The organism is Beijerinckia indica subsp. indica ATCC 9039 (genome assembly GCF_000019845.1).
Lineage (GTDB): Bacteria > Pseudomonadota > Alphaproteobacteria > Rhizobiales > Beijerinckiaceae > Beijerinckia > Beijerinckia indica.
The window spans coordinates 3359001-3384459 of the sequence record NC_010581.1; the positions used below are offsets into that span (position 1 = coordinate 3359001).

Sequence of the window (25459 nt, forward strand, 5' to 3'; positions counted from 1 at the left end):
ACAAGGGCAAGACCAAACGGCAGACTCGCATGGCAACGATCCAAAAAGAAATCCTGACCCGTGCCTCCGTCGATCAGGTATGGGACGCGGTCCGGGACATCGGCGCACTTCACACACGTCTCGTGCCGGGCTTTGTTCTCGACACGCGCCTCGAGCCCGGTACACGCATCGTTACTTTCTTCAATGGCGTCACGGTACGAGAACGCATCGTCACGCTCGATGAGGAAAGGAAGCGCCTGGTCTGGGCCGCCGAGGGCTCCTTCCTGAAGCATCATAACGGCTCGGCCCAGGTTCTTGCGCGCGGAGCTCTCACCTGCGTCATCTGGACGGCGGATTTTCTCCCCGATGATGCCGCCGCAGCGATCGGCCCTTTAATGGAAGCTGGGGCCGAGGCGATGAAAACCGCGTTGGACAAGCTCGCCGGAAAATCGTGACGGGCAACCTGTGGAACCCGGGACAGTGATTTCAGCAGGATTAATGAACTTGAGGCTCAAAGGTCACTTCTCATTTGATCCGCTTGACAAGGCCTGAGAAAGGCGGCATCCACGCTGGTGGTCGGCAGTTCACCAAGGCGTCGCTGCTCCGGAAGGAGAGCTAAACCTGCCAGTATTTGATTGATGACAGACACTCGTTCTGTGCCTCGTCGAAAGTCAGCGACCATCGACCCATTCACTTGGAAAGGCACTAGCAGGATGAGTTATGTCACGATCCGTTTTTACCTTCATTGCCCATGATGTTTCTGCATTCGCGCGTTTGCTGAACCGCGAACTGGAAGCCTGCGACGGCAAGCCCGGCCATGTCCAGCTTCTGAATATGCTGACCCGCTCCGCAGGCTATCGAAACTATCAACATTTCCGGGCTCAATTCGAGGCCGAAGATCGGCTCCGGTTGCCCACCCCGGTGCCGGAACTGATTGATCATCTGCGCGTCGAGCGAGTCATCCGGCATTTCGATGAAGCTGGAGCGCTTATCCGCTGGCCCTCGAAGACGAATCAGCAAGAATTGTGTCTCTGGGCACTCTGGTCCCGGATTCCGGCCGCCCAGAGTTTCAAGGAAATGCAGATCAACGAGATCCTGCAAGCCCATCACCAGTTCGGCGATCACGCCCTGTTGAGACGTGAACTGGTCAACTACAAGCTCATTTGGCGCACACCAGACTGCAGGACATATCGGCGTATCGAGCGCCGCCCTCCGCCTGACGCTCTCGCAATCATCCGGCATCTGAACGCCAGATGGACAGATCCGGCCGTTCGTCCATCGAATGTGCGCTGAGCAGCGAAGACCGACACTCGCAGAGCTACCATTGTTGGGTTTCGCCCCCTAGCTAGAGCATCGAAGCCTGATGCCATGGCAATGCGCCGCGGATATATAAACAGATAAACTGATTAGTTAGACTTTGCAGTTTAACTGAATATATGGTAGATACCGAGGCATGAGCATCGGATCGGACCACCATCAAACCGCACGCGCCTCAGCCTTGGCGCAGGACCTGCGGGCTTTCGTAGGCAAGATGAAGCGCCGCCTGCGCGACCAGGGGCATGTTGGAGACCTGACGCCATCCCAGGTGTCGGTGCTGCTTCGCCTTGAGAAGGATGGCTCCGCCACGGCCTCCACCCTCGCCCGGGCGGAAGGCATGCGTCCGCAGTCAATGGCGCCGGTCATCGCCGCGCTGGAGAAAGCCGGCCTTGTGAGTGGCGCGCCGGATCCGGCGGATGGGCGACAGACGCTCATCTCGCTCACGGACGCCTGTCGGAAATGGATCGAGGAAGGGCGTGCAGCGCGTCAGGACTGGCTGACACGCACGCTTCAGGCACGGCTCTCACCCAAGGAACTGGACGAGGTTGCGAAGGCTGTCGAGCACCTCATGCGGCTCGTCGACGATTGATTGCGGCTCGAAGGGCTCACGCCCACTTGAATCGACCGAATTCTTAAAAGGACATTCCATGGCCTTGACCACCCTTGACCCCAAAACCGCGCTGCTGGTCGTTGACCTTCAGAAGGGCATCATCGGCGCGCCCTTCATCCGTCCCATCGGCGACGTCTTGGAGCACGCCCGCGCGCTGACGGATGCCTTCCGCAGGCTGGACCTGCCGGTTGTGCTGATCAATGTGGCCGGTGGCGCGCCGGGTCGCACGGAGCAACCTCGGCGCCATGACGGTCCATTTCCCGCAGACTTCACGGACTTTGTGCCCGAACTTGGTCATCAGCCAAACGACATCGTCGTGACCAAGCGGACGTGGGGCGCTTTCGCCAGCACCGATCTCGAAAATCAGTTGAAAGAACGGGATGTCACCCAGGTGGTGATTGCAGGCGTTGCGACCGGGACCGGCGTCGAGTCGACGGCGCGGCAAGCTTATGAGTCAGGATTCAACGTCACGCTCGCCCTCGACGCAATGACCGATGTGCGCCCTGAGGCACATGATTATAGCATCAGGAATGTCTTCCCGCGGCTCGGCGAGACCGGCACAGCCAAGGAAATCATTGACCTCTTGCCTATAGGGGGAGTTTGAGATGCACTGGCTCCCGCTCCTGTCCTATTTCTTCGGTGGCGTCTTTCTGGCGAATGCCGTCCCACACCTCGTCAGTGGCATGATGGGCAGACCGTTCCAGAGCCCCTTCGCCAAGCCAGCCGGAGAAGGGCTCTCCTCATCGACCATCAACGTGCTGTGGGGCTTCTTCAACATCCTCGTCGGCTATCTGCTCGTCTGCCGTGTCGGCGATTTCGCACTGAAAGAGACCTCAGATGTCGCCGCGTTCGGCACTGGCGCATTCCTGATCGCGCTTTTTTGCGCCCGGCACTTCGGCCGCTTCCATGGCGGCAATCAGCCGGAGCGTCCATGAAGACTTCTATCCCGGGCGCTTTTCGGTCTTTTCGCAGTTTCAATTATCGGATCTGGGCTGGCGGCGCATTCGTCTCCAATATCGGCACGTGGGTGCAGCGAACCGCCCAGGACTGGCTAGTGCTCACCGAACTCACCCATCACGACGCATCCGCCGTCGGGCTGGTCATGGGGCTGCAATTCGCTCCGCAGCTTCTCTTGCTGCCCTGGACCGGCTTCGCCGCCGACCACTTCGATCAGCGCAAACTGTTGATTGCCACGCAGGCGACAATGGGCGGCTTTGCTCTGGCGCTGGGGATTCTCACCCTCGCAGGCGTCGTCGAGCTTTGGCACGTATGCGTCTTCGCTTTCCTGTTCGGCAGCGCCGCGGCATTCGATGCACCGGTGCGTCAAACCTTCGTCGCGGAACTGGTTGGGGATGATGACCTGCACAATGCGGTGGCGCTCAACTCGACCTCGTTCAATGCCGCCCGAATGATCGGGCCAGCGGTCTCCGGCGCAATCATCGCCGCGACCGGCACAGGCTGGGCCTTCCTGCTCAACGGCGCCTCGTTCATTGCGGTGCTGGTCTCTCTCATGTTTCTCCGCGTCGGCGAGCTTCATAGGAGTGCGAAGGCAGATCGTAGCAAGGGTAGCTTCACCCAGGGGATCCGCTATGTGCGGGGGCGTCCAGATATCAAGGCGATTCTGGTCATGCTGTTCCTGATCGGAACCTTCGGGCTGAACTTTCCGATCTTTGTTTCGACGATGGCGGTCAGCGTTTTCCACGCCGATGCGCGCGGCTATGGCCTATTGTCCTCTATCATGGCTATCGGCACCGTGGCTGGAGCGCTGCTGAGCGCTCATCAGAAGAAGCCCCAGTTCAGCCTGCTCCTGGTTGGTTCCGGGGTTTTTGGGCTCGGCTGCACGCTGGCCGCCATCGCTCCGGGTTACTGGTTCTTTGCCGCGGCCCTTATCGTCATCGGCGCGGCAGCACTGATCTTCACCAATACGACAAATAGCCTGCTGCAACTTTCCACGGAGCCCGCGATGCGCGGGCGGGTGATGGCGCTGCGTGTTGGTGTCGCGCTCGGGGGCACGCCGATTGGGGCGCCCATCGTGGGATGGGTCGCCGACCATTTCGGGCCGCCCTGGGCGCTCGGCGTCGGCGCAGCTTCAGGTTTTGCTGCGGCGATCGTGGCCGTTTTCGCCATAGCCAACCGGACGCCACAATGATCCCTTAAGCTCCCGTTTGCACTTCAATGATCTGAGACTTGAAGCCGTTCGAGATCGGCGATCAGCCCCGGCCCGGTCGGCTTCCACCCCAGCTTTTTCCGCGTCTTTTCGCTTGAGGCCAGAAGATCGAGGCCGGCGAACATGCCCAGCGGACCCAAATAGGCGGATGCTTCTTCCGCCGATATGGATTTCACGGGCACATTCAGACTGCGGCCGACGGCCTCGGCAATATCGCGCATCATTTGCGAACACGGCATAGCCACGTGCTAGGGCGTCGACTCATAAACTTTGGCACCAAATTCTTATCGCGACGAGTTTGATAGCGGCGAGGAAGTTGGCGGGGTCTTTGTCGTAGCGTGTTGCGATGCCGCGGAACTGCTTGATCCGGTTAAAGAACCGTTCCACGAGGTTGCGTTGCCGATAGACCCAACGCGAGAAGGAGAAGCTCCCCTTGCGATTGTCTTTTGGTGGGATGTTGGCCCAGGCTTTCCGCTCCGCCGCCTTGGCTCGGATAGCGTTGCTATCATAACCCTTGTCGGCCAGCAGGATGTCTCCTTCGCCGAGACCATCGGTCAACGCATCGGCTTCGGTGCAGTCCGCGACCTGACCGCCGGTTAAGCGGAGGGTGACGGGGCGCCCTTCGGCATCGACGAGAGCATGGATTTTGCTGGTGAGCCCGCCGCGGGAACGTCCCATGCCGCCATCGTCTCCATCCCCTTTTTTCCCGTAGCCGCGTGCTGGTGAACGCGAACACAGGTCGAGTCAATCATGACGATGTCACCGTCGTAAGCCTCTGAAACCGCGTCGAGAAGCCGATCCCAGACCCCGGCTTTCCGCCACCGCACAAAGCGGTTGTAGCAAGTGGTCGGTGGGCCGTAGCGCTCTGGAATCTCTGCCCAAGGCGAGCCCGTTCGGAACCGCCAAAGAATGCCATTCAGCACCCGCCGATCATCGACGCGAGCAACGCCACGCGGTTTGTTGGGCAATAGAGGCGACAGGATCCACCATTCATGGTCGGTGAGTTCGTAGCGGCGGCGCGTCATCTGGCTTCCTCTTTTGGAAGCCTTGAATCATGCAAACTGACAATCGCAAAGCGAATTTATGAGTTTACGACCTAATGGAGTGAGGCTGCCCTCGGTATTGATAGAACTTCCGGCGACGTCCGAAATGAACCCGCAGTGCTGCCTCCGCCCAGCATGAAGGCCTTGCCATTCCAGCTCGTCGACAAGCCGACATTGATCCGAGCCGGCGAGACGGTCAGGCTGGTCAACGCTGTGCAGGTTTCAGCATTCAAAGCTGCCCCTTGGGCATGAACAGAGGACGCACTGCCCCATTGGCCAACCCAATAAATCCGTCGCTCTGGTCAAGAGCACGTGCATGAGCGAAATCTCCGAAATTACGGAGACAAAATTGACCTAATAATTATTCTGGTAAAGCAGTGATATCATCATGGTATAATTACGGTTCCTGTGGCGACAGGCATTGTCATGGCCCGTTTGAAGCTCGATGGGGCGGCGATGGCCCCGACACCCCGGAAGCCAGCCCTCGACCGTTGCGTCTGAAATGACATATAAGCGGCAAAAAATGACACGCTTCGAGGCTTCCGACATGCGTCACATCGGCTTTATTCTGGAAGACGGCTTCCAAGTCATGGGGCTCGCCGCCCTGTCCGCCTTCGAACTGGTCAATTTCGATCTCGGCCATGAGGCCTATCGACTGAGCGTCATGTCCGAACGCGGAGGCGCAATCCTCTCGTCGCTCGGCATCCGGATCGAGACGCAGCCGCTTGGCGATTTCCCGGATACGCTGATGGTGGTGGGAGAACTGGTTCCACGCCCGCTCACGCCGGAGCTGCGCGACTATATCGCCCAGGCGGGACAGGAATCCCGTCGTGTCGCCGGGGTCTGCACGGGCGCTTTCGCGGTCGCCGAGGCGGGGCTGCTCGACGGGCGCGTCGCGACCACCCATTGGGCTCATGCGCATACATTGCAGAAGCGATTTCCGCTCATCAAGGTGGACGCGGACCGGATCTTTACACGCGACGGCAACATCTGGACATCGGCAGGAATGAGTTCGGCGATCGATCTCACTCTGGCTCTGATCGAAGATGATCACGGCGCCGAACTGTCGCGCGCCGTCGCCCGCAATCTCGTAGTCTATCACCGCCGTCCGGGCGGGCAGTCGCAATTCTCGGCCTTGCTCGAATTTGAGCCGCGTTCGGACCGCGTCCGCCGCGCGCTCATTTATGCCAAGGAGCATCTGCGTAATCTGCTGACCGCGGAGGAACTGGCGGAGGCCACGAACCTCAGCCCACGTCAGTTCAGCCGCATCTTTTCGGACGAAACGGGACAGTCTCCCACCAAGGCGGTCGAGCGTCTCCGGTTGGAGGCGGCGAAGGCGATGCTGGAAGATGGCCGGCACGCCCTGGATGTCATCGCCCGCGACACGGGCTTTGCCGACCGCGACCGCATGCGCCGTGCCTTTCTTCGCTTTTACGGCCAACCGCCGCAAAGTCTGCGCCGCAATCTACGCACGGCCCAGGAGGATGAATCCGGGGACGCCATGGTTGAATGAGAAAGCCTGCATTCTCTCCTGACACCGGCGACGCCTTCCATCAAGGAAGCTGCAGCCTTCACCGTTGAAATCGACCCCTGTCCTTGCCTGCATAGGTTGCGTCCTGAATCGCCGGCTTAATGTCATTTGAGCCATGACCTTTCAGCGTCAATGTCGGGCCGGATGAAAACCGGCTCCGCATCATGCGGCGGCCGCCAACCTGGGATTGACGCCCCATGCAGATGACAGGCAACACGATCTTCATTACCGGGGGAGCCTCCGGCATTGGCCGCGGGCTCGCGGAAGCTTTTCACAAAATCGGCAACAAGGTCATTGTCGCTGGCCGGCGCAAATCGCTGATCGATGAGGTTACAGCCGCCAATCCCGGCATCGAGGGTATCGAACTGGACGTCGCCGACCCCGCAAGCCTCGCTCAGGTGGCCGCAGCCCTCGTGCGTGACTATCCGGCGCTGAACGTGCTCATCAACAATGCCGGCGTCATGCCCTTCGACGATGCAGGCGGCGCAATCGACGATGCCGCAATACGCCGGGTCATCGACACCAACCTGCTGGGTCCGATCCGCCTGACTTCCGCTTTGATCGACCATCTGAAACGGCAACAGCAAGCCGTTGTCATCTACAACACCTCGATTCTTGCCTATGTGCCGCTGGCGACGGCGGCGGTCTATTCGGCGAGCAAGGCGGCGCTGCACTCCTATGCGCTGTCGCAGCGTTTCATGCTGCGCGATACCAATGTGCGCGTGCAGGAGATCGCGCCCCCCTGGGTCGATACCGACCTCGTCAAGAAAAGCGGCGACCCGCGCGCCATGCCGCTCGACCCTTTCATCGCGGAGACCATGAAGGGCCTTGCGACCGAAGCGGAAGAAGTGATCGTCGAGGCGATCCGGCCCCTGCGCGACAATCCCGGCAGTGGCGAACACAAATTCGTCAATGGCTTCAACGCCAGCCTCATCGCCAATCCGATTCCCGCCTGAACGGCGGATTGATCGAAACCATGCGCGCAACTTTCTTGCGTGGCGGCAACCACGATTGATTCTGTTTTTTCAGAACAGGCTCAATGCGTCGCGCATGAGCACGATCTCGCAGCGATGTTCTGGTGAGGGAAGGAGATCACCCATGTCCATGATGGATTGGAATGTTTATCGTCAACAGGTCTTATCGGGGGTGAGTGACATCGGCAAGCTCAGCCCGGAGACAGTGCGTGGCTATGTGCAACTTGGCAGCGCGGGCGCCAAGACGAACCATCTCGATGCCAAGACACGCGAACTCATCGCACTCGCTTGCGCCGTCACTTTGCGTTGCGATGGCTGTATCACCGTTCACAGCGAGCAGGCGCGAAAACTCGGCGCGACCCGCGAAGAGGTCGCCGAAGCGCTTGGCGTGGCTATAGCACTGAATGCGGGGGCCGCTCTCGTTTATTCCACACGCACTCTGGACGCCTTCACGGCGGCTGGCGACATCTGAGCAGGCCCGACGCGCAAATCAAAACGACTCAACCGATCCTTGCATCCCGCGCTTTCAAGAACCGTATCCTATTGATGATACGTGTTTCTTTATTTCCGCACCTTGCCGATGAGACTTGATCGCCTCCCAAACTCTGAGCGGATTCCACGGCGCGTGGCTCTTTCGAGATGGAGAATGACAATGGCCTATCAGACCATTAATCCCTATACGGGCGAAACCGTCGCCACCTTTCCCGACGCCACGGACGCGGATGTTCGCATCGCGCTCGACAAGGCCCAGGCAGCCTTTCTACGCTGGAAGGAAACCGGTTTCGCTGACCGCGGCCGCATCCTACAGAAGGCGGCTGATCTGCTGCGCGCCAATGCCGATGGCTATGCCAGGCTGCTCACGCTTGAAATGGGCAAGCTCTTCGCGGAGGCCCCTTGTCGGTCTTGCGCGTGATCGCGGGCAGCGAGAGCCTCCAGCCAAAGCCGAAGGGGCCGTTCCCCGCGCCGGAATCATAGGCAAGCGAGAGATTGGGACCGAAGCCGGAGCGCCCCCGGCTAGTGGTGATGGGCACTGCCATCCATCCCGTGCCGGCGACGGGATTGGCAGAGAATTTCTCGCCCATGCCACGAATGGCGCCGCCGCCCTTGGGCAGATTGACAACCGGTAGAGGGGACTCACGCGTAGACGCCGGCGCCGACGATGCACTGGCTGGCCCTTCCCGAGCCTGCCCCTCGCCTCCCCCCGTCCGACCGATCAAGACACCGTCCCATCGGCGCAAACACAGCGCCGCTCGCCAGGTCTGTTTTGTCGCTCGTGACCCGTGTAAGCGAGAGTCGAATTATGGTCTTGGCATCAGACATCCTCAAAGAGAGGAAGGCATCTCAAGCAATTCATTCGTCTACCTATTTTCTAGCATTGGTACGCAGCCCAATCAACCGCCACGGAGCCCGGTTCACCGCAATCCTGCCCCATCCCACCGGACAAAACAGGGCATCATTCCGGGCGCGTCCTTTTCCATAGAAATAGCCAAGAGGCATGTCGGGATCAGCTACAATCGGGAGAACCGGACATCCGAGCAAGTGGCGAAAGGGACATGATAGAGGCTCTGCCGGAATGGGCATCGATGGGAGCGCCTTTCTTTACGAGCGTAACGAGCAATATTCTCCCGCTTGCAATGCCCGTTACCTCGGAGAGACACCGCGCCCGTCGCATATCACGACGACTTCCTTGAGGTCCCGAGGAAGCTCTTGCTTGTTCGACGTATGGTGTCGGCAACTTCGTTTTGTATGCCCATGCCATCGTCACTGGCGGGCAGGCGGAGTTGGTGAACACCGCTTATATCACGTAACCACGACAAGTTTCCCCTTATGCGCTCTGCTTTTCAAGTCGGTAAGGGTAAGCGGAAGTGCATCGAAGGAGCGAACTTCGATAGGCGGCAATTGAAGTGCGCCAGTTTCAAGCATCTGGAACAACTCCGCACCAGCAAAGCGCCATTCTTGCCAGTCTTCGTCCGTGGCGTTTAGATGGACGCTGTTGAGAGCCACTTCATGCAGCGAAACGGCGGTGGTAAAGGCCGGCAGCGGATTTTCCTCGATCCGATCCTGAATGCAGATCAGATGTCCATTATAGCCGAGCATCGGGGCGAGCGTCTGGGCGTGCTCGCCGCTTACGGTGTCGAAGATCGCGTAAAGGCGACGTGGCCCCAAACTCTCCACGAGTCTGTCGCACCAGTTTGGATCGCGATAGTCGAAGACTCCCGTGATGCCGAGCGCCAGAAGCTTATCCCGATGGGCTGAAGCAGCCGTCACCCAAACGCGCCAGCCGCAGCGCGCGGCGAGTTGCGCGAGGATGGAGCCGACCGATCCGCCAGCGCCGGTTACGAGAACATCCCGCACCATCCGCCGAGGCACTTTCCGGAGGGCTTGCCAAGCCGTCAAACCGGGGCATGGCAATGCCGCCGCAACCACGTCTGCGACGCTGGCCGGAATCGGAAGGATGCTCCTGGCGTCGATTATGGTGAACTCTGCGAAGCTGCCATCGCGTGCAAGCGACTGGTGATAAGCGCCCCTCAAACCGATGGGCAGGCGTACGCCATCACCCGTCGCGGCGATGACGCCGACCCCATCGACACCAGGGACATGGCCGGCCGACCATGCCGCATGACCCCATTCGATCATTTTCCAATCGACTGGATTGAGGCCAATGGCACTATTGGCAACCAGAACCTCACCGGGAGTCGGAATTGGGCGGGTGCGTATCTCCAACCGCAGGCTCTGCGGTTCACCTTTATCAGGCCAAGCCCATACCTGATGCTTCTCGGGAAGCGATTGGATCACGAAAACCTCTTGAGAATGGCGAACTTTCACTTTCAAGAGATAGCGTCCACTAAGATATGATGGTAGGATCATATCTCTGAAATCAGACATCAGGTTTACATGATATCCAATGCTCTCGATCCTGATTTGCTGCGCGCCTATGTGTCAGTCTGCCGGCATGGCAGCCTCAGCCGTGCCGCCGAACAGGCGGGACGCGCGCAATCGGCACTCAGCATGCAAATGCGCCGGCTGGAGGATTTGCTGGGGAAGCGCCTGCTGCGACGCACCGGCCGGGGTGTGATCCCAACCACGGAAGGCGAACTCTTCCTCGGCTATGCGACGCGCATCCTCTCGCTCGGAGAGGAAGTCGTCGCCCGGCTTGGCGAGCAGTCCACCAGTGATCCGATCCGCATTGGGCTTGCCGAGGAGATCGCTATCATCGTGCTTCCGGAAGCGTTGGGACAGCTCCGCCGCGCTTGGCCCGATCTGCACCTCGATATCGTCGTGGACCACAGCATTGCCATCTCCGACCGTTGGCGAGAGGGAGAACTCGATCTGGCGGTTGCGACCTGTTTGGCCTTTGCCGGTGACGCTGTCAGAAGCTGGGATGTCGAACTTCTCTGGATCGGGGGCATCGACTGCGAGCCTGATCCTGCACACCCCCTGGACATTATCGTTTATGCCGAGCCCTGTATTTGGCGCCGCCGAATGCTGGAAGCGCTGACTGAAATCGGTCGCGACCATCGGCTCACGTTGACCAGCCAAAGCATCAGCGCCATCCGCGCTGGAGTAGAGAGTGGACTCGGCGTAGCCCTGATGACCGCTGAATGTGTGCGGCCAGAGAAGATGCGTGTGCTGCCCACCTCGGCTGGTGTGCCGCCGCCTCTCATCGTTCAGTATGGGCTCTATGCTCCCGACCGACCCAATGTGGTGACGAAGGCCGCCATCGAATTGTTGGCGCGAAGTCTCCAAGCGCGATGGAGCAACTTTCCATAGTCCCCTAACAGAATTCATCAAGACAGATTGCATTCCCATCGGGGACACCAAAATCTGTTCACTCGAATCCGGTGACAGGATGCGGCACATAGTCCGCCTCCAGCACCGCGATCTCGTCGTCGGTCAACACAGTCTCCAGCGCGGCTATGGCGTCGTCGAGGTGATGAGGTTTGGACGCGCCCACGATCGGTGCCGACACCTCGGGCTTGGCTAGCACCCAGGCAAGCGCCACCTGTGCCATCGGCACGCCACGCGAACGAGCCACGCGCTCGACCGCGCCGATCACCGCATTGTCCGCGTCTTCCGTTGCTGCATAGAGCGACCTGCCGAAAGCATCGCTCTCACTGCGTTTTGTCTGCTCGCCAGCGGGGCGTGTCAGCCGGCCACGGGCCATAGGACTCCATGGTATGAGTCCCACGCCTTGGTCCTTACAGAGAGGGATCATCTCGCGTTCTTCCTCGCGGTAGAGCAGGTTGATGTAGTTTTGCATCGTGACGAAATGTGTCCAGCCATTTGCCCGCGCAATTTCCTGCGCCTTGGCGAACTGCCATGCGAACATTGAGGAGGCGCCGATATACCGTGCCTTCCCGGTCTTCACGATGTCGTGAAGGGCCTCCATCGTCTCTTCGATCGGGGTGCCATAGTCCCAACGATGAATCTGGTAGAGGTCAACGTAATCGGTTCCAAGACGTGTCAGGCTCGCGTCGATCTCGGTCATGATCGCCTTGCGTGAGAGTCCCTTGCGGTTGGGAGCGGCGCCGCCCTCCAGCATACGTTCCGGGAAGAAGACCTTGGTCGCGATGACAACCTCTTCGCGGCGGGTGAACTCTTTAAGGAGCTTGCCGACGATCGTCTCGGAGGTGCCTGCTGAATAGCTGTTTGCGGTGTCGAAGAAATTGATCCCCTGTTCGACCGCCCGCTTGATAATCGGTCGACTGTCAGCCTCTCCGAGGGTCCAACTGTGGACGCCCGCGTCTGGAACACCGAAGGTCATGCACCCCAAGCAGAGACGGGAGACATCGAGACCAGTCGAACCAAGTTTTACATAATCCATGGTCATTCCTTAGTGAGTGTCGCCAGCTTCGGCCCGCGAATAGATAAAACAGATCAGTTGGATCGCGTTGATTTTCTCATCTCGGTGGCGAGGTCGAGGAGATTTTTCAGGGCCGCACTGCGATTGTGCAGCGACCATATAGCACTGAACCACGCCTATTCCGTGCCCCATTGCATCACGCCTACCGTTCCTTCGCCCTGCCTCAGCAAGTGGCGAACGCGCCGCGCTCATTCCTCATAAGCGACGCCATAGTTTCCGCCCGTTCGCTCAATGCGTGCGAAGCCGAGTTCACTAAGATGCATACCGGCGATCAGCAGCCGCTCCGAACTGACGAGATCCAGCAACCTCGACCGTGTCGCGGCTGCGAGATGTGAGTCCTGGTCGAACGCGATCGACACATCCGGGCGCGGAATCTGGATCTGAGGGAAATGGACAATATCTCCCCAGACCAGCAGATTCCGACCGCCGGATTCAAGACGATAGCCGGTGTGTCCGTCCGTGTGGCCCGGAAGCGGCACCGCTGTCATGCCGGGAAGCACCTCACCGGCATCGAAAGTGCGCAGTCTGTCGCGATACCCGTCGAACGCCTGACGCGCCACGAGGAAGTTGCCACGGGCACGCTCGGGCGCGCGGCTCAGATTACCGTCATCCTGCCAGAACGCGACTTCCCGATGATGGACGACAAGCTCGGCATTCAGAAAGACGGCTTCTCCTGAAGCGTCCATCAGCCCTCCGACATGATCGGGATGGGCATGTGTCAGCAGGATTGCGTCGACCTCGGAAGGCTGGACGCCAGCCAGCAGCAAATTGGTCTTCAGGTGACCGCCCCATTGCTTGAAACCACCCGCTCCTGCGTCGATCAGGACCGCGCGACCGCCGCCACGCACCAGGTAGCAGTTGATATGGATCGAGGAATAATCCTTCACCCCCGCATTCTCTTGCATTCGGGAGGCGTCGGCCGGATCGATATTCGAGAGGAAGTCGAGGCTGGCGTGAAGATAGCCATCACTGATCGCGGTGATCGTCAAATCGCCGACCTGTTGGCTGGGAAATGTAAAACTGGACATCGTTTTCTCCAGACATCAGATCAATTGCGTGCGTAAATGCTCGGCGCTGCATAGCCAAAGCAACGGATGCGGGCGGTGAGGCCGGTGTTACGCCTTATGGCGTCATCCAGCCCTTCCATGAATCGCTCCATGACCGGCGGCGTCCGAAATGGCTCAAGACGATATTGGATTTCCGCGAAGACAGGGTGCCCCCGACCGTGCCGAACAGCGACATAGATGACATGCACATTCACCAATGCGGCTTGGAGGATGCCCGTGCAGAGTTCGGCGCATTGCTCCGTGAGTTCGGCGAGTCCTTCGTCCGGCGGCATCCTGTCTGCGGGGATGAAGATCGTGACATTCGGCATCGGGACCTACCGTGCCTTCTCGAAGGCAGCGTCATCGTCACTCGTCAATTGTGTCGTCATCGGCGCATAGACATGGACATCTTCCGGTAGGTGCTCGATGTCAGGCGTCTTGGTGCGCTCCAGCTTGGCGAGCCAACGGTATTCCGGAAATTTCTCCATAGCGACCGCGTGCATCGCGTATGGGGTGAGGCCCAGCCGGATCAGAGGCTCGGGGCCTTTTGCGCTCGATGCTAGATATTCGCCCTCACCAATTGCTGGCGCTCGATCGACGCCGCCATAGAGGTTTCGATGCCAGTCAGTGATGTGCTGCTGCCAGCGTGCGAAATTGCCCCCACCCTTTTGGCGATATTCTTCACCCGTCAGGACGTCGAGGCCATCGATCGAATGAATGGCGAGATAGACGGGACAGCCACGGCTCAACGCCTTGAAACGCTGCGAGGTGTGGAAGCCGTTCACCGAAATGAGGGCTGGCAGTTTGTCCAGGCTGTAGAAGTCGTTCCACTCTGCTTCGCTGCCTGGATCGGCAAAGCTGCATTCTACCGTATAGATCATCGCACCGCCTTCGGCCGCAAGCACGGGGGCTTGCGGCCGTGTTCATCATTGATATTTAGTCACGATAAACTGCAGATATCTGCCTATATATCGATATTTGATCATGCTTCAGTGATCTAATATCAATATGACGGTGATCGAATGCCGAACCATCATGTCGGGAGCCACCCATGCGCCGCAAGATTCCCAGCAATTCCGCACTCATGGCGTTCGAGGTGTCGGCTCGTCATGGAAGCTTCGCCCGCGCGGCCGACGAACTAGCCCTGACCGAAGGAGCGATCAGCCGCCAGATAGGCCGGCTGGAAGCCTTCCTCGGCATCACGCTGTTCGAGCGGGTCGGTAATCGTGTCCGGCTCTTGCCGAATGGAGAGCGCTATGCCGTTCAGGTTCGCGAGTCACTCGACCGGCTTGAGCGTGATAGTCAATATCTGATGGGGCAGCCCAGCGACGGCGCAAGCCTCGACATCGCCACCATCCCGACCTTCGCCGTGCGCTGGCTCATCCCCCGTTTGGCGCGGTTTCAGGAGAAGCACCCGAACATTACCGTGCATCTCGCCGAACGGATGGAGCCTTTTGTCCTTGCCGGAAGCGGTTTCGACGCTGCGATCCATTTCGAGCATCCTGCGTGGTCGGGAATGAGAACGCACCGTCTGTTGCACGAGACGTTGGTTCCGGTTTGCCATCCGGCACTCCTCGGTGAAGAAGGGGCGAAATCCCTGGATGAATTGCCGCGCCTTCATCGACGCCAGAACCCGGACGCCTGGCAACGCTATGCACAGGAAACCGGGATCGCGTTGACCAATCCTGCGATTGGTGCCCGCTACGATCTGCACTCCATGCTCATCGAAGCTGCTTTGGCTAGGCTTGGAGTGGCGCTGGTGCCGCGTCTCTACATCGAAGCAGAGCTGGCGGATGGCCGCCTAGTCGCTCCCTGGCCAGATGGCGTGTCGATCTCCAAAACCTTCTGCCTCATCCTGCCGGAGCCGATCCAGTTGAGTGACGGTCCAATACAGGTTTTTGCAAATTGGCTTCTCAAGGAAACGCGGTGAGAAGCAACTTGCGGGCCTCGCTCAAGAGGACGAAGGCCGGTCGCCCTGTTTCCATTAAGACTTGCCTTATAAGCATGGGCAAAGCTGATAGCAGAGGCCCCTGCCCATATCGATGTAAAGATTTTATCGCAATCGTGATGGCATCGAATGCAGGGGTTCAGAGAGGCTCTTCTTCTGCCGGCTTCGTCTGCAAGAGAGGCGAAACCGAATAGTTTTTCGGCGCCAATGCCAGAGCCAGGAAGGCACTGGCTTCACTCGTCGGCGGTTGCTTGAACCAAAGCATCTCGATCGCTCGGTTGACGCCATTTATTTCGACATCTTCCAAATGCCCGATCGTTTCGATCTGCATTGTCGGAATGTCTATCCAAGACTGCCCGCGTACGTTGTTGCAGAAAGCAAGCGCCGATGCGCTGCTCTTCTCTTTATCTACAAGTCCTAAGAGCGGCTTGTCTCCAAGATTACTCTTGGCCTGAATTCTCAATGCAGGGTTGTAAATTCATGTGCTGTTCAACGCGCCGCAACCGTTCTACCAATTCGCTGATCAGGACACCATGGCCGAGTTGTTTCCAGTTATATTGACAAATATATAACTTTATCTACAACACGGCAATGGCTTACTCTCTCCTCAATCTTCAATTGTCCCAGACCGTCTTAAGATTCCGGCCGCTTTTGGCTCAGGTGTTTTGCCTCTTTCTGTTTGTAGGGCAGATCTCATCTTCTGCCATGGCAGAAGACCTGACGGTGGTGACGAGCTATCCCGAGGAAGTCTCCGGCCTGTTTCTCAAGGCTTTTGAAACGGCTCATCCCGAGATTTCCGTTCATCTTCTCTGGCAACAAGGCCGCGACGCATACAAATTGCTTTCGCGGGAAGATCATGGCGGCGTCGATGTCTATTGGGCGACCTCGAGCGATAATTTCCCACGGCTACGCCGGGAAGGCGCCTTTCAAAAACTAGACATCGATCGCACCGGCCTGCCTGGCGCGATCGGTGCCGATCGCCTTTCCGATCCCGACAATTATTATGAAGCCTTCGAGGTCGCGGGCTATGGTCTGGCCTATGGTCCAAAGGCGCTTTGGCAGGATAAAGCGCCTCCCGGGGATTGGCATGCTGCTGCGAATCCCGCGTTGACCGGCAAGGTCATTCTGCCTCGCGCGGAAAAAGTGGGGTTCGCTCCTTCCCTCTACGAAATCATCCTGCAAGGCGAAGGATGGGAAAACGGCTGGGCGCTCCTCTCCGAAATTGGCGGTAATGGCGTTCTTTCTGCTCAAGGGCATACTATGGAGCCTCTCGTCGAGGGCAGCGCCGCCCTGGCGCTCACCATCGATTTTATCCCCCTCGCCGCTGCGGCGAATGGGGAACAGGTCGCCATCGCCTATCCAGAGAAAACCGCTTTTCTGCCGGCTCATGTCGCGCAATTGCAGGGCAGCCATCACCCGCAAGCAGCCAAAACCTTCATAGAGTTCCTGCTTTCAGCGGAAGGTCAAAAGCTCCTGCTACAACCCGATGTCGGCCGGCATCCGATACGGCCGGATGTTTATCCAAAGGAAGGGGCATTCGAAAACCCGTTCCGCCTGCCTCCTTCCACACTCATCGCCTTCGATCATAAGCTCGGCGGCGCACGGCGCACACTCATCGCCCGGCTTTTCGAAATCGCGATCACGGAACGGCACGAAGCGCTGGTCAGTCTATGGCGTGGCATACAACAGGCCGAAGCTGCGCTGCGCAATCGGCCCGATGACATAAAGGCAAAACAAGTCGCCGAGGCACGCCGCCTCGCGGGTTTTGTTCCCGTCTCAGCCGCACAAGCCCAGGATTTCGATTTTCTGGCGCGCATGGATCGCCGGCCAAGCCTCGTGCCAGCGGAAGTCTCCGCCCAATGGGCGCAGGCCATAGATGAAGCCCGCACCAGAGCCACTGCCCTGCTCACGAATTCGACCAAGCCATGAAACACAGATTTTTGCGGGGACTTGCCGGGCTCTTTGCCGGGCAAGGCCTGCTCGTCGCACTGGCTGCCGCGGCCAGTGGTTCCTTGCCTTATGAAACGCCATCTCACGGGCGTGCACCCTATTCCCATCCCTTGCCAGGGCTGACACAGGAAGAAAAAGCGCGTTTCGCGCGCGGCGACCTTCTGTTTCACATGGCCTGGGTTCCATCGCCCTCGGACGACCAGCCGGACTTTCAGGGGCTCGGCCCCCTTTTCAACCAGCTTTCCTGCATCGCCTGCCACGTCAAAAATGGACGCGGGGCGCCGCCCGAGGGTATGGAGCCCTTGCGCAGCATGATCGTGCGCCTGAGCCGTTCGGGGCAGGATGCGCATGGCGGCCCCCTGCCCCATGAAGCCTATGGACTCCAACTCAATCCAAGAGCCCTGCCCGGCGTGCTCGCCGAAGGCGAGGCTAGCCTGCATTGGGAAACGCGGCGCGTCCGCTTCAACGATGACACCGAGGTGGAATTGCGCCGCCCGATCCTGCATTGGCAGGCTCTGAACCTCGGGCCGATCGATGCCGAAACCCTGGTCTCCCTGCGCAATGCGCAACCCTTAGTGGGCTTGGGGCTCCTTGAAGCAGTGCCAGAGACGGAAATTCTTCACCTGGCCGAGGCGCAAAAGCAGGCCGGAGGTCCAGTCCACGGCATGCCCAACCAAGTGTGGGACTTTGCGAGCGGGCGCCTGCAACTCGGCCGTTTCGGACAAAAAGCCAATCAGCCAAGCCTGCAACAGCAGATCGCTTCCGCCTTCGCCGAGGATCTCGGCGTAACCTCCATGCTTCAGCCACGTGAGAGTTGCACGCCGGCGGAAACAGCCTGTCTCGACCGGCTCAGCCCGAGCCCGGAACTATCCGATGCCGATCTCGACGCCATCACGACCTTTCTGCGCGAGGCGGCGGTACCGGCCCGGCGCAATCAGGATGATGCCGATGTCATCGAGGGCACGCATCTTTTTGAAACCATCGGCTGCGGCCAATGTCATACGGACACATTGCATCTTGGCCCTGCGGCCCCTCTGCCCAATCTCAAGGGCGCCGCAATCCATCCCTTCACCGATCTCCTGCTGCATGACATGGGTGAGGGCCTGGCGGACGGCCGGCCCGATTTCGCCGCCAACGGACGGCAATGGCGCACCCCGCCGCTCTGGGGCCTCGGCGTCCTGCGCCAGACCGGGCAAACTGAAAACTATTTGCATGACGGACGGGCCAGAACACTGAGCGAGGCCATTCTTTGGCACGGGGGCGAAGCCGAGACAGCGCGCGAAGCCTTCAGAATGCTTCCCGCCTCCGAACGTCAGGCCCTTCTGACCTTTCTCAATTCGCTTTAACGGCGATCAAACGGCTTCAAGGGGGACAGCCGCCATGATCTATATACATAAAGATATTGATGTGGAGCAAAAACGCTCGAGCCGGGGAGCATCAAAAAGAAGATCTTCCACGCCTCGTATCGGCGACATGACGAAGAGCATGACATTTGCGGGCCTCCTGCTGACGGGCAGCCCCCTCAGTGCCGAGGAAGCCGGCGTCTTCACACTCGGCGAAATCAATATTTCCTCGGCGAAGAACAGCAAGGATCAAACGAGCGGTTATGGTGGCAGCGTCATCAGTAATGAAGACGCCTGGAAATTTGCGCGCGACACGCTCGACCAGGCGGTCACGCTTGCACCCGGCGTCACCGCCTCCAATTCTGGCGGCCCGCGCAACGAACGCCTGATCTATGTGCGAGGCTTCGACCGTTTTCAGACCCCTCTCTCGATCGATGGCATCAGGGTCTATCTGCCCGCCGATAATCGTCTCGACTTCGGCCGTTTTCTCACCGCCGACGTCTCCGAGATTCAGATTGCCAAGGGTTATGATTCCGTTCTCGATGGTCCTGGTGGCATGGGCGGCGCCATCAATCTCGTGACGCGCAAGGCACAAAAGGAGGTCGATGGAGAGATCCGCGCCGGAATGCTATGGGGCCAGGACGGTACGTTCGAAGGCGGCTCCACTTATATGTTTCTCGGCACGAAACAGCCGACCTATTACGCCCAGGGCAGCTTCAGTTTTCTCGGCACCAAAGGTTGGATGCTATCGCACGAATTTACACCGACAACGATTCAAAGCAGCGGCTTTCGCGATCATTCCGATACGACGGATGGGCGCGGCATGGTCAAGATCGGCCTGACCCCCAATGCCACGGATGAATATTCCATCAACTATATCAAGCAATTCGGCCGCAAAGGTGCACCCCTCCATGTCAGTGATCCAATCGTCGCATCGAGCAGATATTGGGATTGGCCCTATTGGAATATTCAGAATATCTATTTTCTTTCCAATACTGCGCTTGGCGACAATGCCTATCTGAAGAGCCGGATTTTCTACAATACGTTCGACAACAGCCTTTATTCCTATGACGACAAGAATCTGTCGACGCAGAGTTTGCCCAAATCGTTCCAGAGCGCCTATCATGATTTCGCCCTTGGCGGTTCATTCGAAGCCGGCATCAATTTCGGCACAGTGGACACGCTGAAAGGCACCTTCCAATATCGCCGGGACAACCATGTCGAATGGCAGGGAACATTTTCGACAAAAGCCCCCTGCGTCGCCAACATCATCTGTTTTCGTGAACCAAACCAGACAACGACGGAAGACACTTATACGGTTGCCATAGAAAACACATGGCATGTGACAAATGAATTCGATTTCGTGCAAGGCTTCGCCTATAATTGGCGTCATATGTTGCGCGCGCAGGATTTCAACACCACCGATGGCTTCATCAACTATCCCTTGAAGGATATTGGCGCACCGGATGCGCAAGGCGCCCTCATCTGGCGCTATAGAGAAGATGCCAAACTCTTCGCCAATATTTCCTCGCGTGTGCGTTTTCCAACGATCTTCGACCGTTTCAGTTCTCGCTTTGGTGGCGCCGTCTCCAATCCCGGTCTACAGCCGGAACGCGCGACCAATTATCAGATCGGCTGGGCAACGACATTCGACGGCAAGGCCGAATTTTCAACGGCGGCCTTCGTCAGCGATGTCAAAAATCTCATTCAATCGGTGCCGTTCATCTATAACAATACCGCGCTTTCGCAGAGTCAGAATATCGGCAACGGCTATTTCGTCGGCATCGAGGCTGCAGGAACTTATTCCATCCTCGAAAATCTCATGATCGGCGGCAATCTGACCTTCATCCGGCGCTCGATCACCAGCCCCACATCCCCCTATGTTCAACCCACGGGCGTCCCGTTCGCGCAAGGCTTTCTCTATGCGACCTACCGGCCGGAGGCAGTACCCGGTCTGAGCTTCACGCCTAATCTTGAACTTGCCGACAGCCGCTGGACTTCGAATTCCGCCGGCACTTACTATTACAAGACCGGCTCCTACCAATTGCTGAATTTCCAGACGACTTATCAAGTCGGGCCCAATTTCGAAGTCCAAGCGGGCCTGCGCAATATTCTGGACCAGAATTATCAGCTTTGGGATGGTTTTCCTGAACCCGGCCGCTCGATTTTCGCCAATATGCGCGTGACGTTTTAGGTCGTAAACTCATAAATTCGCTTTGCGATTGTCAGTTTGCATGATTCAAGGCTTCCAAAAGAGGAAGCCAGATGACGCGCCGCCGCTACGAACTCACCGACCATGAATGGTGGATCCTGTCGCCTCTATTGCCCAACAAACCGCGTGGCGTTGCTCGCGTCGATGATCGGCGGGTGCTGAATGGCATTCTTTGGCGGTTCCGAACGGGCTCGCCTTGGGCAGAGATTCCAGAGCGCTACGGCCCACCGACCACTTGCTACAACCGCTTTGTGCGGTGGCGGAAAGCCGGGGTCTGGGATCGGCTTCTCGACGCGGTTTCAGAGGCTTACGACGGTGACATCGTCATGATTGACTCGACCTGTGTTCGCGTTCACCAGCACGCGGCTACGGGAAAAAAGGGGATGGAGACGATGGCGGCATGGGACGTTCCCGCGGCGGGCTCACCAGCAAAATCCATGCTCTCGTCGATGCCGAAGGGCGCCCCGTCACCCTCCGCTTAACCGGCGGTCAGGTCGCGGACTGCACCGAAGCCGATGCGTTGACCGATGGTCTCGGCGAAGGAGACATCCTGCTGGCCGACAAGGGTTATGATAGCAACGCTATCCGAGCCAAGGCGGCGGAGCGGAAAGCCTGGGCCAACATCCCACCAAAAGACAATCGCAAGGGGAGCTTCTCCTTCTCGCGTTGGGTCTATCGGCAACGCAACCTCGTGGAACGGTTCTTTAACCGGATCAAGCAGTTCCGCGGCATCGCAACACGCTACGACAAAGACCCCGCCAACTTCCTCGCCGCTATCAAACTCGTCGCGATAAGAATTTGGTGCCAAAGTTTATGAGTCGACGCCCTAGAGTATCAAACTCAAAAGTGGGCCCCACTTTGGGATGAATTTCACGCGTTTTCAAATAATAGAGAGCATCGGAAGCGATTCGATTTGAACGTCCGATGCTCAAGTCTTTCTCTCCCCAGGTTGGCCCTGCCCTCATCATGCTGCAATACCAGCAAAAGGGACCGGCAATGAACCGGTCCCAGACTGCTGATAAACCCCTAGCGTAATTGGGGTGGTGAGGGATGCTTCGTCCGGCCGAAGGCTTGTGGCAAAGTTTGCCTGGGGTCGTTTCAGCTAAGAGCGAGATGACACTCTGAGCGATTACAGCCGCTGGCTGGTAGGACTTCAGGCGGACAGACTCGTAAAAGCGCGGGTAGCGGCGTAATTTTCATCGGGTTTAGACGCGGCAATCGTCTTCACCGCCAAGAAACCAGTGGCGCGATCAAGAGGAACGACAGGCAAAAAGTTTCGCGTGGTCGCGATGCAGCGCTCGGCGCCTCGATGACCCCCGCTGGCGGCAATGGATGGGAGAAGAAAAGCTCTTCGTGCTGTTGCAGGAAAGCCTTGCCAGCGCGACAAAACCCGCCGACTTCACCAAAGTGATCATCGACACGACCGTATAGCCGAAGGCGGTGGCCTATCCGACCGACGCCAGGCTCATGCACCGCACCCGTGAGCGGCTGGTTCGGCTCGCCAAGAAACAGGGCGTTGTCCAGCACCAGAGTTACGAACGCGTCAGCAAATATGCGCTGATCAAACAGCGCTATGCCCATGCCAAACAGTTCAAACGCGCAAGACGCTCGCTGAAGCCACTCAAGACTTATCTCGGCCGGGTTGACCGGGGACGGTGGCAACAATGTCATCGATGGATCGGCCGGCAACGATCTCATCGACGGGGCCTCGGCAACGACACGCTGATCGGCGGAGCCGGCGTGGACACGGTGAGCTATGCCTCGGCGACCTCCGGGGTCACGGTGAGCCTGGCCCTGCCCACAACACCCAAGCCAATCAAGCACGCAAATTGGAACTGACCCCGGTTATTGACTATCCGACAATTGGACCAGATCTCAGCCTGAGTGTCCGGCCAAAAAGTCAGATCAAAACTGGATATTATGTTCCCTTGTGGTTCGATAACTTGGCATGATCCCCTTCAAGAGCAGATAATTTCCCCATATCGAAACACTCCTTGCCACCTTTGCAAGGAGAATGACATGCAAATCAACGATTCTGAGTTTCAAACATATGTAAAAAACTTACAACGAGCCAAAAATTTTTCAGAAATACACGACTGCGTCCTACTCGTTTCTTGTCAAATGGGATTTTCTTATTTTGCGATAACAGAACACTTCAATACGCAGCCTAAACGTCCAGTACCAATGTCAATTGTTCACTATCCAAAGGATTGGGAAAGCCTTTTCCGAAGAAAAAGGCTCTTCGGCGTAGATCCTGTTCAACGAGCTAGTAATAATCGTTTACGTGGTTTCTTTTGGTCAGAAGTACCACGAATGATACCTATGAGCAGACAAGACCATATGATCCTTGAACTTGCTCGCAAAAATGGTCTGGGTGATGGTTACACAGTGCCAGCGAACATACCAGGTCGATACAATGGATCATGTTCATTTGGGATGAAGGTTAGTGAAGAGGTAAGACTCGAATTTAAGCATCTTCCACTTCTCGATTATATCGGGACCGCAGCCTTTGAAATAGCACAGTCCCTCCATCATGGCAGTGCACCGGGAGAGCTTGATCGCCCCAGGTTGACGGACCGCCAACTCGACTGTGTGGCATTGTTGGCGCAGGGATTGTCGACTGTTGAAATCGGTCACGCCTTGAATATCCGATATGAAACAGCAGTTCAGCATATAAAGGATGCTAGCCAACGCTATGGTGTCAATAGGCGCACACCCTTGGCTGTTCGAGCCTTGCTCGACGGATCTCTATCTTTTTCGGATGTGATACCGAGAATATCCCCCCATTCCTAGGGATAGTAGAAACGAACTTCTTCGGACAACTTCGGACGGTCTCTAATGGAGCCGTCCATATGGTTTGGATCGTAAAATGTTTATCAATCTCCCAATGCCTTGGGCCTCTTCCGCACGAAATGTTCGAAGATAGGAAGCGCGTATTCGTCGATCTTCTACGCTGGAACGTGCCAGTTTCGGAAGGCCGATACGAAATAGATCAATTCGATGACGAATACGCTATCTATTTAATAGTCGAAGACGGGAATGGCCGGCATCTTGGTTCTGCCCGTCTTCTCCAGACGTCGCGTCCACATATCCTAGGCTCACTTTATCCACATCTATGCGATACTGAGGTGCCTCACGGTGATTCTACAGTCGAGATCACGCGCTTTTGTCTCTCACCAAGAATTACCGCACAAGAACGAAAGCGAGTACGTCAATCTCTCGTATCGGCATTTGTCGTATATGCCATAATGACTGGAATTAAGACTTATACTGGGGTCGCGAATAATCAATGGTTTAAACAAATCGTCAATTTTGGTTGGGATTGTGAGCCATTGTCATGCCAAAATTCCACAGCTTATACTGACCTCATCGCATTCAAGATCGCGATAACGGAGCAAACGATTCATCTTCTTCAACAATCAGGGATGTTTACAGAAGACACGCTTCAAATGCTTCAATCGGGGCCCCAGGCCGAACAGAAGCACGTATCCAATGTCGCGCAGGAGTGTGAACATGCGATATGATGATCTTGCAATAAATTCACTCGTCGATACTGCTTATGAAAATATGATGTCCGTAGGCTACACTATTTTACCTAAACTGATCCAAACAGAAGTCATTTCACAGTTGAACGAGACGTTTGATCCAATCTTCGAAACAACGCCTTTCTGTGTTGGTGGTTTCTATGGTGAACGAACAAAACGCTTCGGGAGCCTTCTTCGCCGTTCAATAACCACTGCCGACCTAATCCAGCATCCTGTTATAATAGGACTTGCACAGAAAATACTTGGCCAGTGGTGTGACAACATTCAGCTTAATCTTGGACAAGCGATCGAGATTCACTCAGGCGCTTTGCAACAATTTCCGCATCGCGATCAGGATATGTGGAGAACAACACCAGGGCAGGAATATCTCATCAACGTGATGTGGCCTCTGTCGCCATTCCATGCAGCCAATGGCGCTACCCTGATCTGGCCTCACTCTCATGGAAAATATGCAGCAGAAGGGGCCACCCTTTGCGAACCCATCGTTGCTGAATGCAATCCGACAGATGCCATTGTCTTTTTGGGGTCGACGCTTCATGGTGGCGGATCTAATATCACAGCAAGCCCCCGTCGAGGCATCATCATCAGCTATTGTCTCGGTTGGTTAAAACCGTACGAGAACCAATGGCTGGTCTATCCCCCAGAAATCGCAAGAAACTTCCCTCATCAATTGGCGCAACTTGTTGGCTATCGTCAACATCGTCCCAATCTAGGAAATGTTGAAGGTCGCTGCCCGTCCACTCTCCTATGGCAACAGGAGAACGATAATCTTGCCGCCACAGATGCCCTTCGACCCGATCAGGAAATGGCTGTAGCCGATTTTATCTCCAGTCAACATGCGGCCGAAAAGCATAGTATAGCCTAGCATATCTAAGCCTAAAAACCCGCGATTTTAGCATCGCGGGTTTTTGCTTCTAATTGAAAATGAGC

At 57.4% G+C, this 25459-nt stretch carries 27 protein-coding genes and 2 pseudogenes; 20 read left to right on the forward strand and 9 right to left on the reverse strand.

Annotated features, from left to right (window positions below):
• Window positions 1-29: 29 nt before the first annotated feature.
• The 6 genes from BIND_RS14875 to BIND_RS14900 all read left to right on the forward strand — a co-directional run bounded on the left by BIND_RS14875 (window position 30) and on the right by BIND_RS14900 (window position 4055).
• Window positions 30-434 (forward strand): SRPBCC family protein, encoded by a 405-nt coding sequence (locus tag BIND_RS14875; protein WP_012385866.1) that lies wholly within the window; start codon window positions 30-32, stop codon window positions 432-434.
• A 265-nt stretch (window positions 435-699) separates the two neighbouring features.
• On the forward strand, window positions 700-1272 hold the full coding sequence (locus BIND_RS14880; protein ID WP_012385867.1) for a DUF2087 domain-containing protein: 573 nt from the start codon (window positions 700-702) through the stop codon (window positions 1270-1272).
• Between the two features lie 160 nt (window positions 1273-1432).
• Window positions 1433-1885: a MarR family winged helix-turn-helix transcriptional regulator gene (locus BIND_RS14885; protein ID WP_012385868.1), complete on the forward strand. Its 453-nt coding sequence runs from the start codon at window positions 1433-1435 to the stop codon at window positions 1883-1885.
• 58 nt (window positions 1886-1943) lie between these two features.
• Window positions 1944-2510 (forward strand): isochorismatase family protein, encoded by a 567-nt coding sequence (locus BIND_RS14890; RefSeq protein ID WP_012385869.1) that lies wholly within the window; start codon window positions 1944-1946, stop codon window positions 2508-2510.
• 1 nt (window position 2511) lies between these two features.
• Window positions 2512-2841, forward strand: coding sequence for a hypothetical protein (locus tag BIND_RS14895; RefSeq protein WP_012385870.1), 330 nt, complete (start codon window positions 2512-2514; stop codon window positions 2839-2841).
• A complete protein-coding gene (locus BIND_RS14900; protein ID WP_012385871.1) occupies window positions 2838-4055 on the forward strand; it encodes an MFS transporter in 1218 nt (405 codons plus the stop codon). Before BIND_RS14895 ends, BIND_RS14900 begins: the two co-directional genes overlap by 4 nt.
• A gap of 23 nt (window positions 4056-4078) precedes the next feature.
• Here the strand turns inward: BIND_RS14900 and BIND_RS14905 are convergent, their stop codons facing one another.
• Together BIND_RS14905 and BIND_RS20780 are read right to left on the reverse strand one after the other, a co-directional pair.
• Complete coding sequence (locus BIND_RS14905; protein WP_202944759.1) at window positions 4079-4297, reverse strand: Rossmann-fold NAD(P)-binding domain-containing protein; 219 nt, start codon at window positions 4295-4297, stop codon at window positions 4079-4081.
• Window positions 4298-4334: 37 nt separating this feature from the next.
• Window positions 4335-5098, reverse strand: a protein-coding gene (locus BIND_RS20780; RefSeq protein WP_425277054.1) for an IS5 family transposase whose coding sequence is annotated in 2 segments (ribosomal slippage) — window positions 4335-4751 and window positions 4754-5098 — 762 coding nt in all. Because the reading frame shifts where the segments join, the coding sequence is not laid out codon by codon here.
• A 565-nt stretch (window positions 5099-5663) separates the two neighbouring features.
• On the opposite strand from BIND_RS20780, the gene BIND_RS14915 reads away from it, so the two are divergent.
• The 4 genes from BIND_RS14915 to BIND_RS14930 all read left to right on the forward strand — a co-directional run bounded on the left by BIND_RS14915 (window position 5664) and on the right by BIND_RS14930 (window position 8534).
• Window positions 5664-6629, forward strand: a complete 966-nt coding sequence (locus BIND_RS14915) for a GlxA family transcriptional regulator (RefSeq protein ID WP_012385872.1) — start codon at window positions 5664-5666, stop codon at window positions 6627-6629.
• A 215-nt stretch (window positions 6630-6844) separates the two neighbouring features.
• A complete protein-coding gene (locus BIND_RS14920) occupies window positions 6845-7603 on the forward strand; it encodes an SDR family oxidoreductase (RefSeq protein WP_012385873.1) in 759 nt (252 codons plus the stop codon).
• A 142-nt stretch (window positions 7604-7745) separates the two neighbouring features.
• On the forward strand, window positions 7746-8093 hold the full coding sequence (locus BIND_RS14925) for a carboxymuconolactone decarboxylase family protein (protein WP_012385874.1): 348 nt from the start codon (window positions 7746-7748) through the stop codon (window positions 8091-8093).
• A gap of 180 nt (window positions 8094-8273) precedes the next feature.
• Window positions 8274-8534, forward strand: a complete 261-nt coding sequence (locus BIND_RS14930; RefSeq protein WP_012385875.1) for an aldehyde dehydrogenase family protein — start codon at window positions 8274-8276, stop codon at window positions 8532-8534.
• Here the strand turns inward: BIND_RS14930 and BIND_RS22280 are convergent.
• Together BIND_RS22280 and BIND_RS14935 are read right to left on the reverse strand one after the other, a co-directional pair.
• On the reverse strand, window positions 8479-8838 hold the full coding sequence (locus BIND_RS22280; RefSeq protein ID WP_012385876.1) for a SpvB/TcaC N-terminal domain-containing protein: 360 nt from the start codon (window positions 8836-8838) through the stop codon (window positions 8479-8481). The genes BIND_RS14930 and BIND_RS22280 overlap by 56 nt on opposite strands.
• A 583-nt stretch (window positions 8839-9421) precedes the next feature.
• Window positions 9422-10417 (reverse strand): zinc-binding dehydrogenase, encoded by a 996-nt coding sequence (locus tag BIND_RS14935; RefSeq protein ID WP_012385878.1) that lies wholly within the window; start codon window positions 10415-10417, stop codon window positions 9422-9424.
• Window positions 10418-10516: 99 nt separating this feature from the next.
• On the opposite strand from BIND_RS14935, the gene BIND_RS14940 reads away from it, so the two are divergent.
• Window positions 10517-11392 carry a LysR family transcriptional regulator gene (locus BIND_RS14940; protein ID WP_012385879.1) on the forward strand — a complete coding sequence of 292 codons (876 nt, stop codon included), beginning with the start codon at window positions 10517-10519 and terminating at the stop codon, window positions 11390-11392.
• Between the two features lie 58 nt (window positions 11393-11450).
• On the opposite strand, the gene BIND_RS14945 is transcribed toward BIND_RS14940, so the two are convergent.
• From BIND_RS14945 to BIND_RS14960, 4 genes are all read right to left on the reverse strand, one after another.
• Window positions 11451-12446, reverse strand: coding sequence for an aldo/keto reductase (locus BIND_RS14945; RefSeq protein WP_012385880.1), 996 nt, complete (start codon window positions 12444-12446; stop codon window positions 11451-11453).
• A 227-nt stretch (window positions 12447-12673) separates the two neighbouring features.
• Window positions 12674-13513, reverse strand: a complete 840-nt coding sequence (locus BIND_RS14950; protein WP_012385881.1) for an MBL fold metallo-hydrolase — start codon at window positions 13511-13513, stop codon at window positions 12674-12676.
• Between the two features lie 20 nt (window positions 13514-13533).
• On the reverse strand, window positions 13534-13860 hold the full coding sequence (locus tag BIND_RS14955; RefSeq protein WP_012385882.1) for a hypothetical protein: 327 nt from the start codon (window positions 13858-13860) through the stop codon (window positions 13534-13536).
• A 6-nt stretch (window positions 13861-13866) separates the two neighbouring features.
• Window positions 13867-14412 (reverse strand): hypothetical protein, encoded by a 546-nt coding sequence (locus tag BIND_RS14960; protein WP_012385883.1) that lies wholly within the window; start codon window positions 14410-14412, stop codon window positions 13867-13869.
• Window positions 14413-14582: 170 nt separating this feature from the next.
• Here BIND_RS14960 and BIND_RS14965 point away from each other — a divergent pair, with 170 nt between their 5' ends.
• Window positions 14583-15461, forward strand: coding sequence for a LysR substrate-binding domain-containing protein (locus BIND_RS14965; RefSeq protein WP_012385884.1), 879 nt, complete (start codon window positions 14583-14585; stop codon window positions 15459-15461).
• 157 nt (window positions 15462-15618) lie between these two features.
• On the opposite strand, the gene BIND_RS21405 is transcribed toward BIND_RS14965, so the two are convergent.
• A complete protein-coding gene (locus BIND_RS21405) occupies window positions 15619-15942 on the reverse strand; it encodes a hypothetical protein (RefSeq protein WP_148210660.1) in 324 nt (107 codons plus the stop codon).
• 242 nt (window positions 15943-16184) lie between these two features.
• Between BIND_RS21405 and BIND_RS14975 the strand changes: the two genes are divergently transcribed.
• From BIND_RS14975 to BIND_RS15010, 8 genes and pseudogenes are all read left to right on the forward strand, one after another.
• A complete protein-coding gene (locus tag BIND_RS14975; RefSeq protein ID WP_050764035.1) occupies window positions 16185-17408 on the forward strand; it encodes an ABC transporter substrate-binding protein in 1224 nt (407 codons plus the stop codon).
• Window positions 17405-18775, forward strand: coding sequence for a di-heme oxidoreductase family protein (locus BIND_RS14980; protein WP_012385886.1), 1371 nt, complete (start codon window positions 17405-17407; stop codon window positions 18773-18775). The genes BIND_RS14975 and BIND_RS14980 overlap by 4 nt, the downstream gene beginning before the upstream one ends.
• A 139-nt stretch (window positions 18776-18914) precedes the next feature.
• A complete protein-coding gene (locus BIND_RS14985) occupies window positions 18915-20966 on the forward strand; it encodes a TonB-dependent receptor plug domain-containing protein (protein WP_244395901.1) in 2052 nt (683 codons plus the stop codon).
• A gap of 71 nt (window positions 20967-21037) precedes the next feature.
• Window positions 21038-21801: pseudogene (locus BIND_RS20790) on the forward strand (IS5 family transposase).
• A 500-nt stretch (window positions 21802-22301) separates the two neighbouring features.
• Window positions 22302-22634, forward strand: a pseudogene (locus tag BIND_RS20795) (IS5/IS1182 family transposase); the annotation flags it as partial.
• A gap of 369 nt (window positions 22635-23003) precedes the next feature.
• Complete coding sequence (locus BIND_RS20800) at window positions 23004-23777, forward strand: helix-turn-helix transcriptional regulator (RefSeq protein WP_012385888.1); 774 nt, start codon at window positions 23004-23006, stop codon at window positions 23775-23777.
• Between the two features lie 119 nt (window positions 23778-23896).
• Entirely contained in the window at window positions 23897-24508 is a 612-nt protein-coding gene (locus BIND_RS22370) for an acyl-homoserine-lactone synthase (RefSeq protein ID WP_148210793.1), read from the forward strand.
• A complete protein-coding gene (locus BIND_RS15010) occupies window positions 24498-25394 on the forward strand; it encodes a phytanoyl-CoA dioxygenase family protein (protein WP_012385890.1) in 897 nt (298 codons plus the stop codon). The genes BIND_RS22370 and BIND_RS15010 overlap by 11 nt, the downstream gene beginning before the upstream one ends.
• Window positions 25395-25459: the final 65 nt, after the last annotated feature.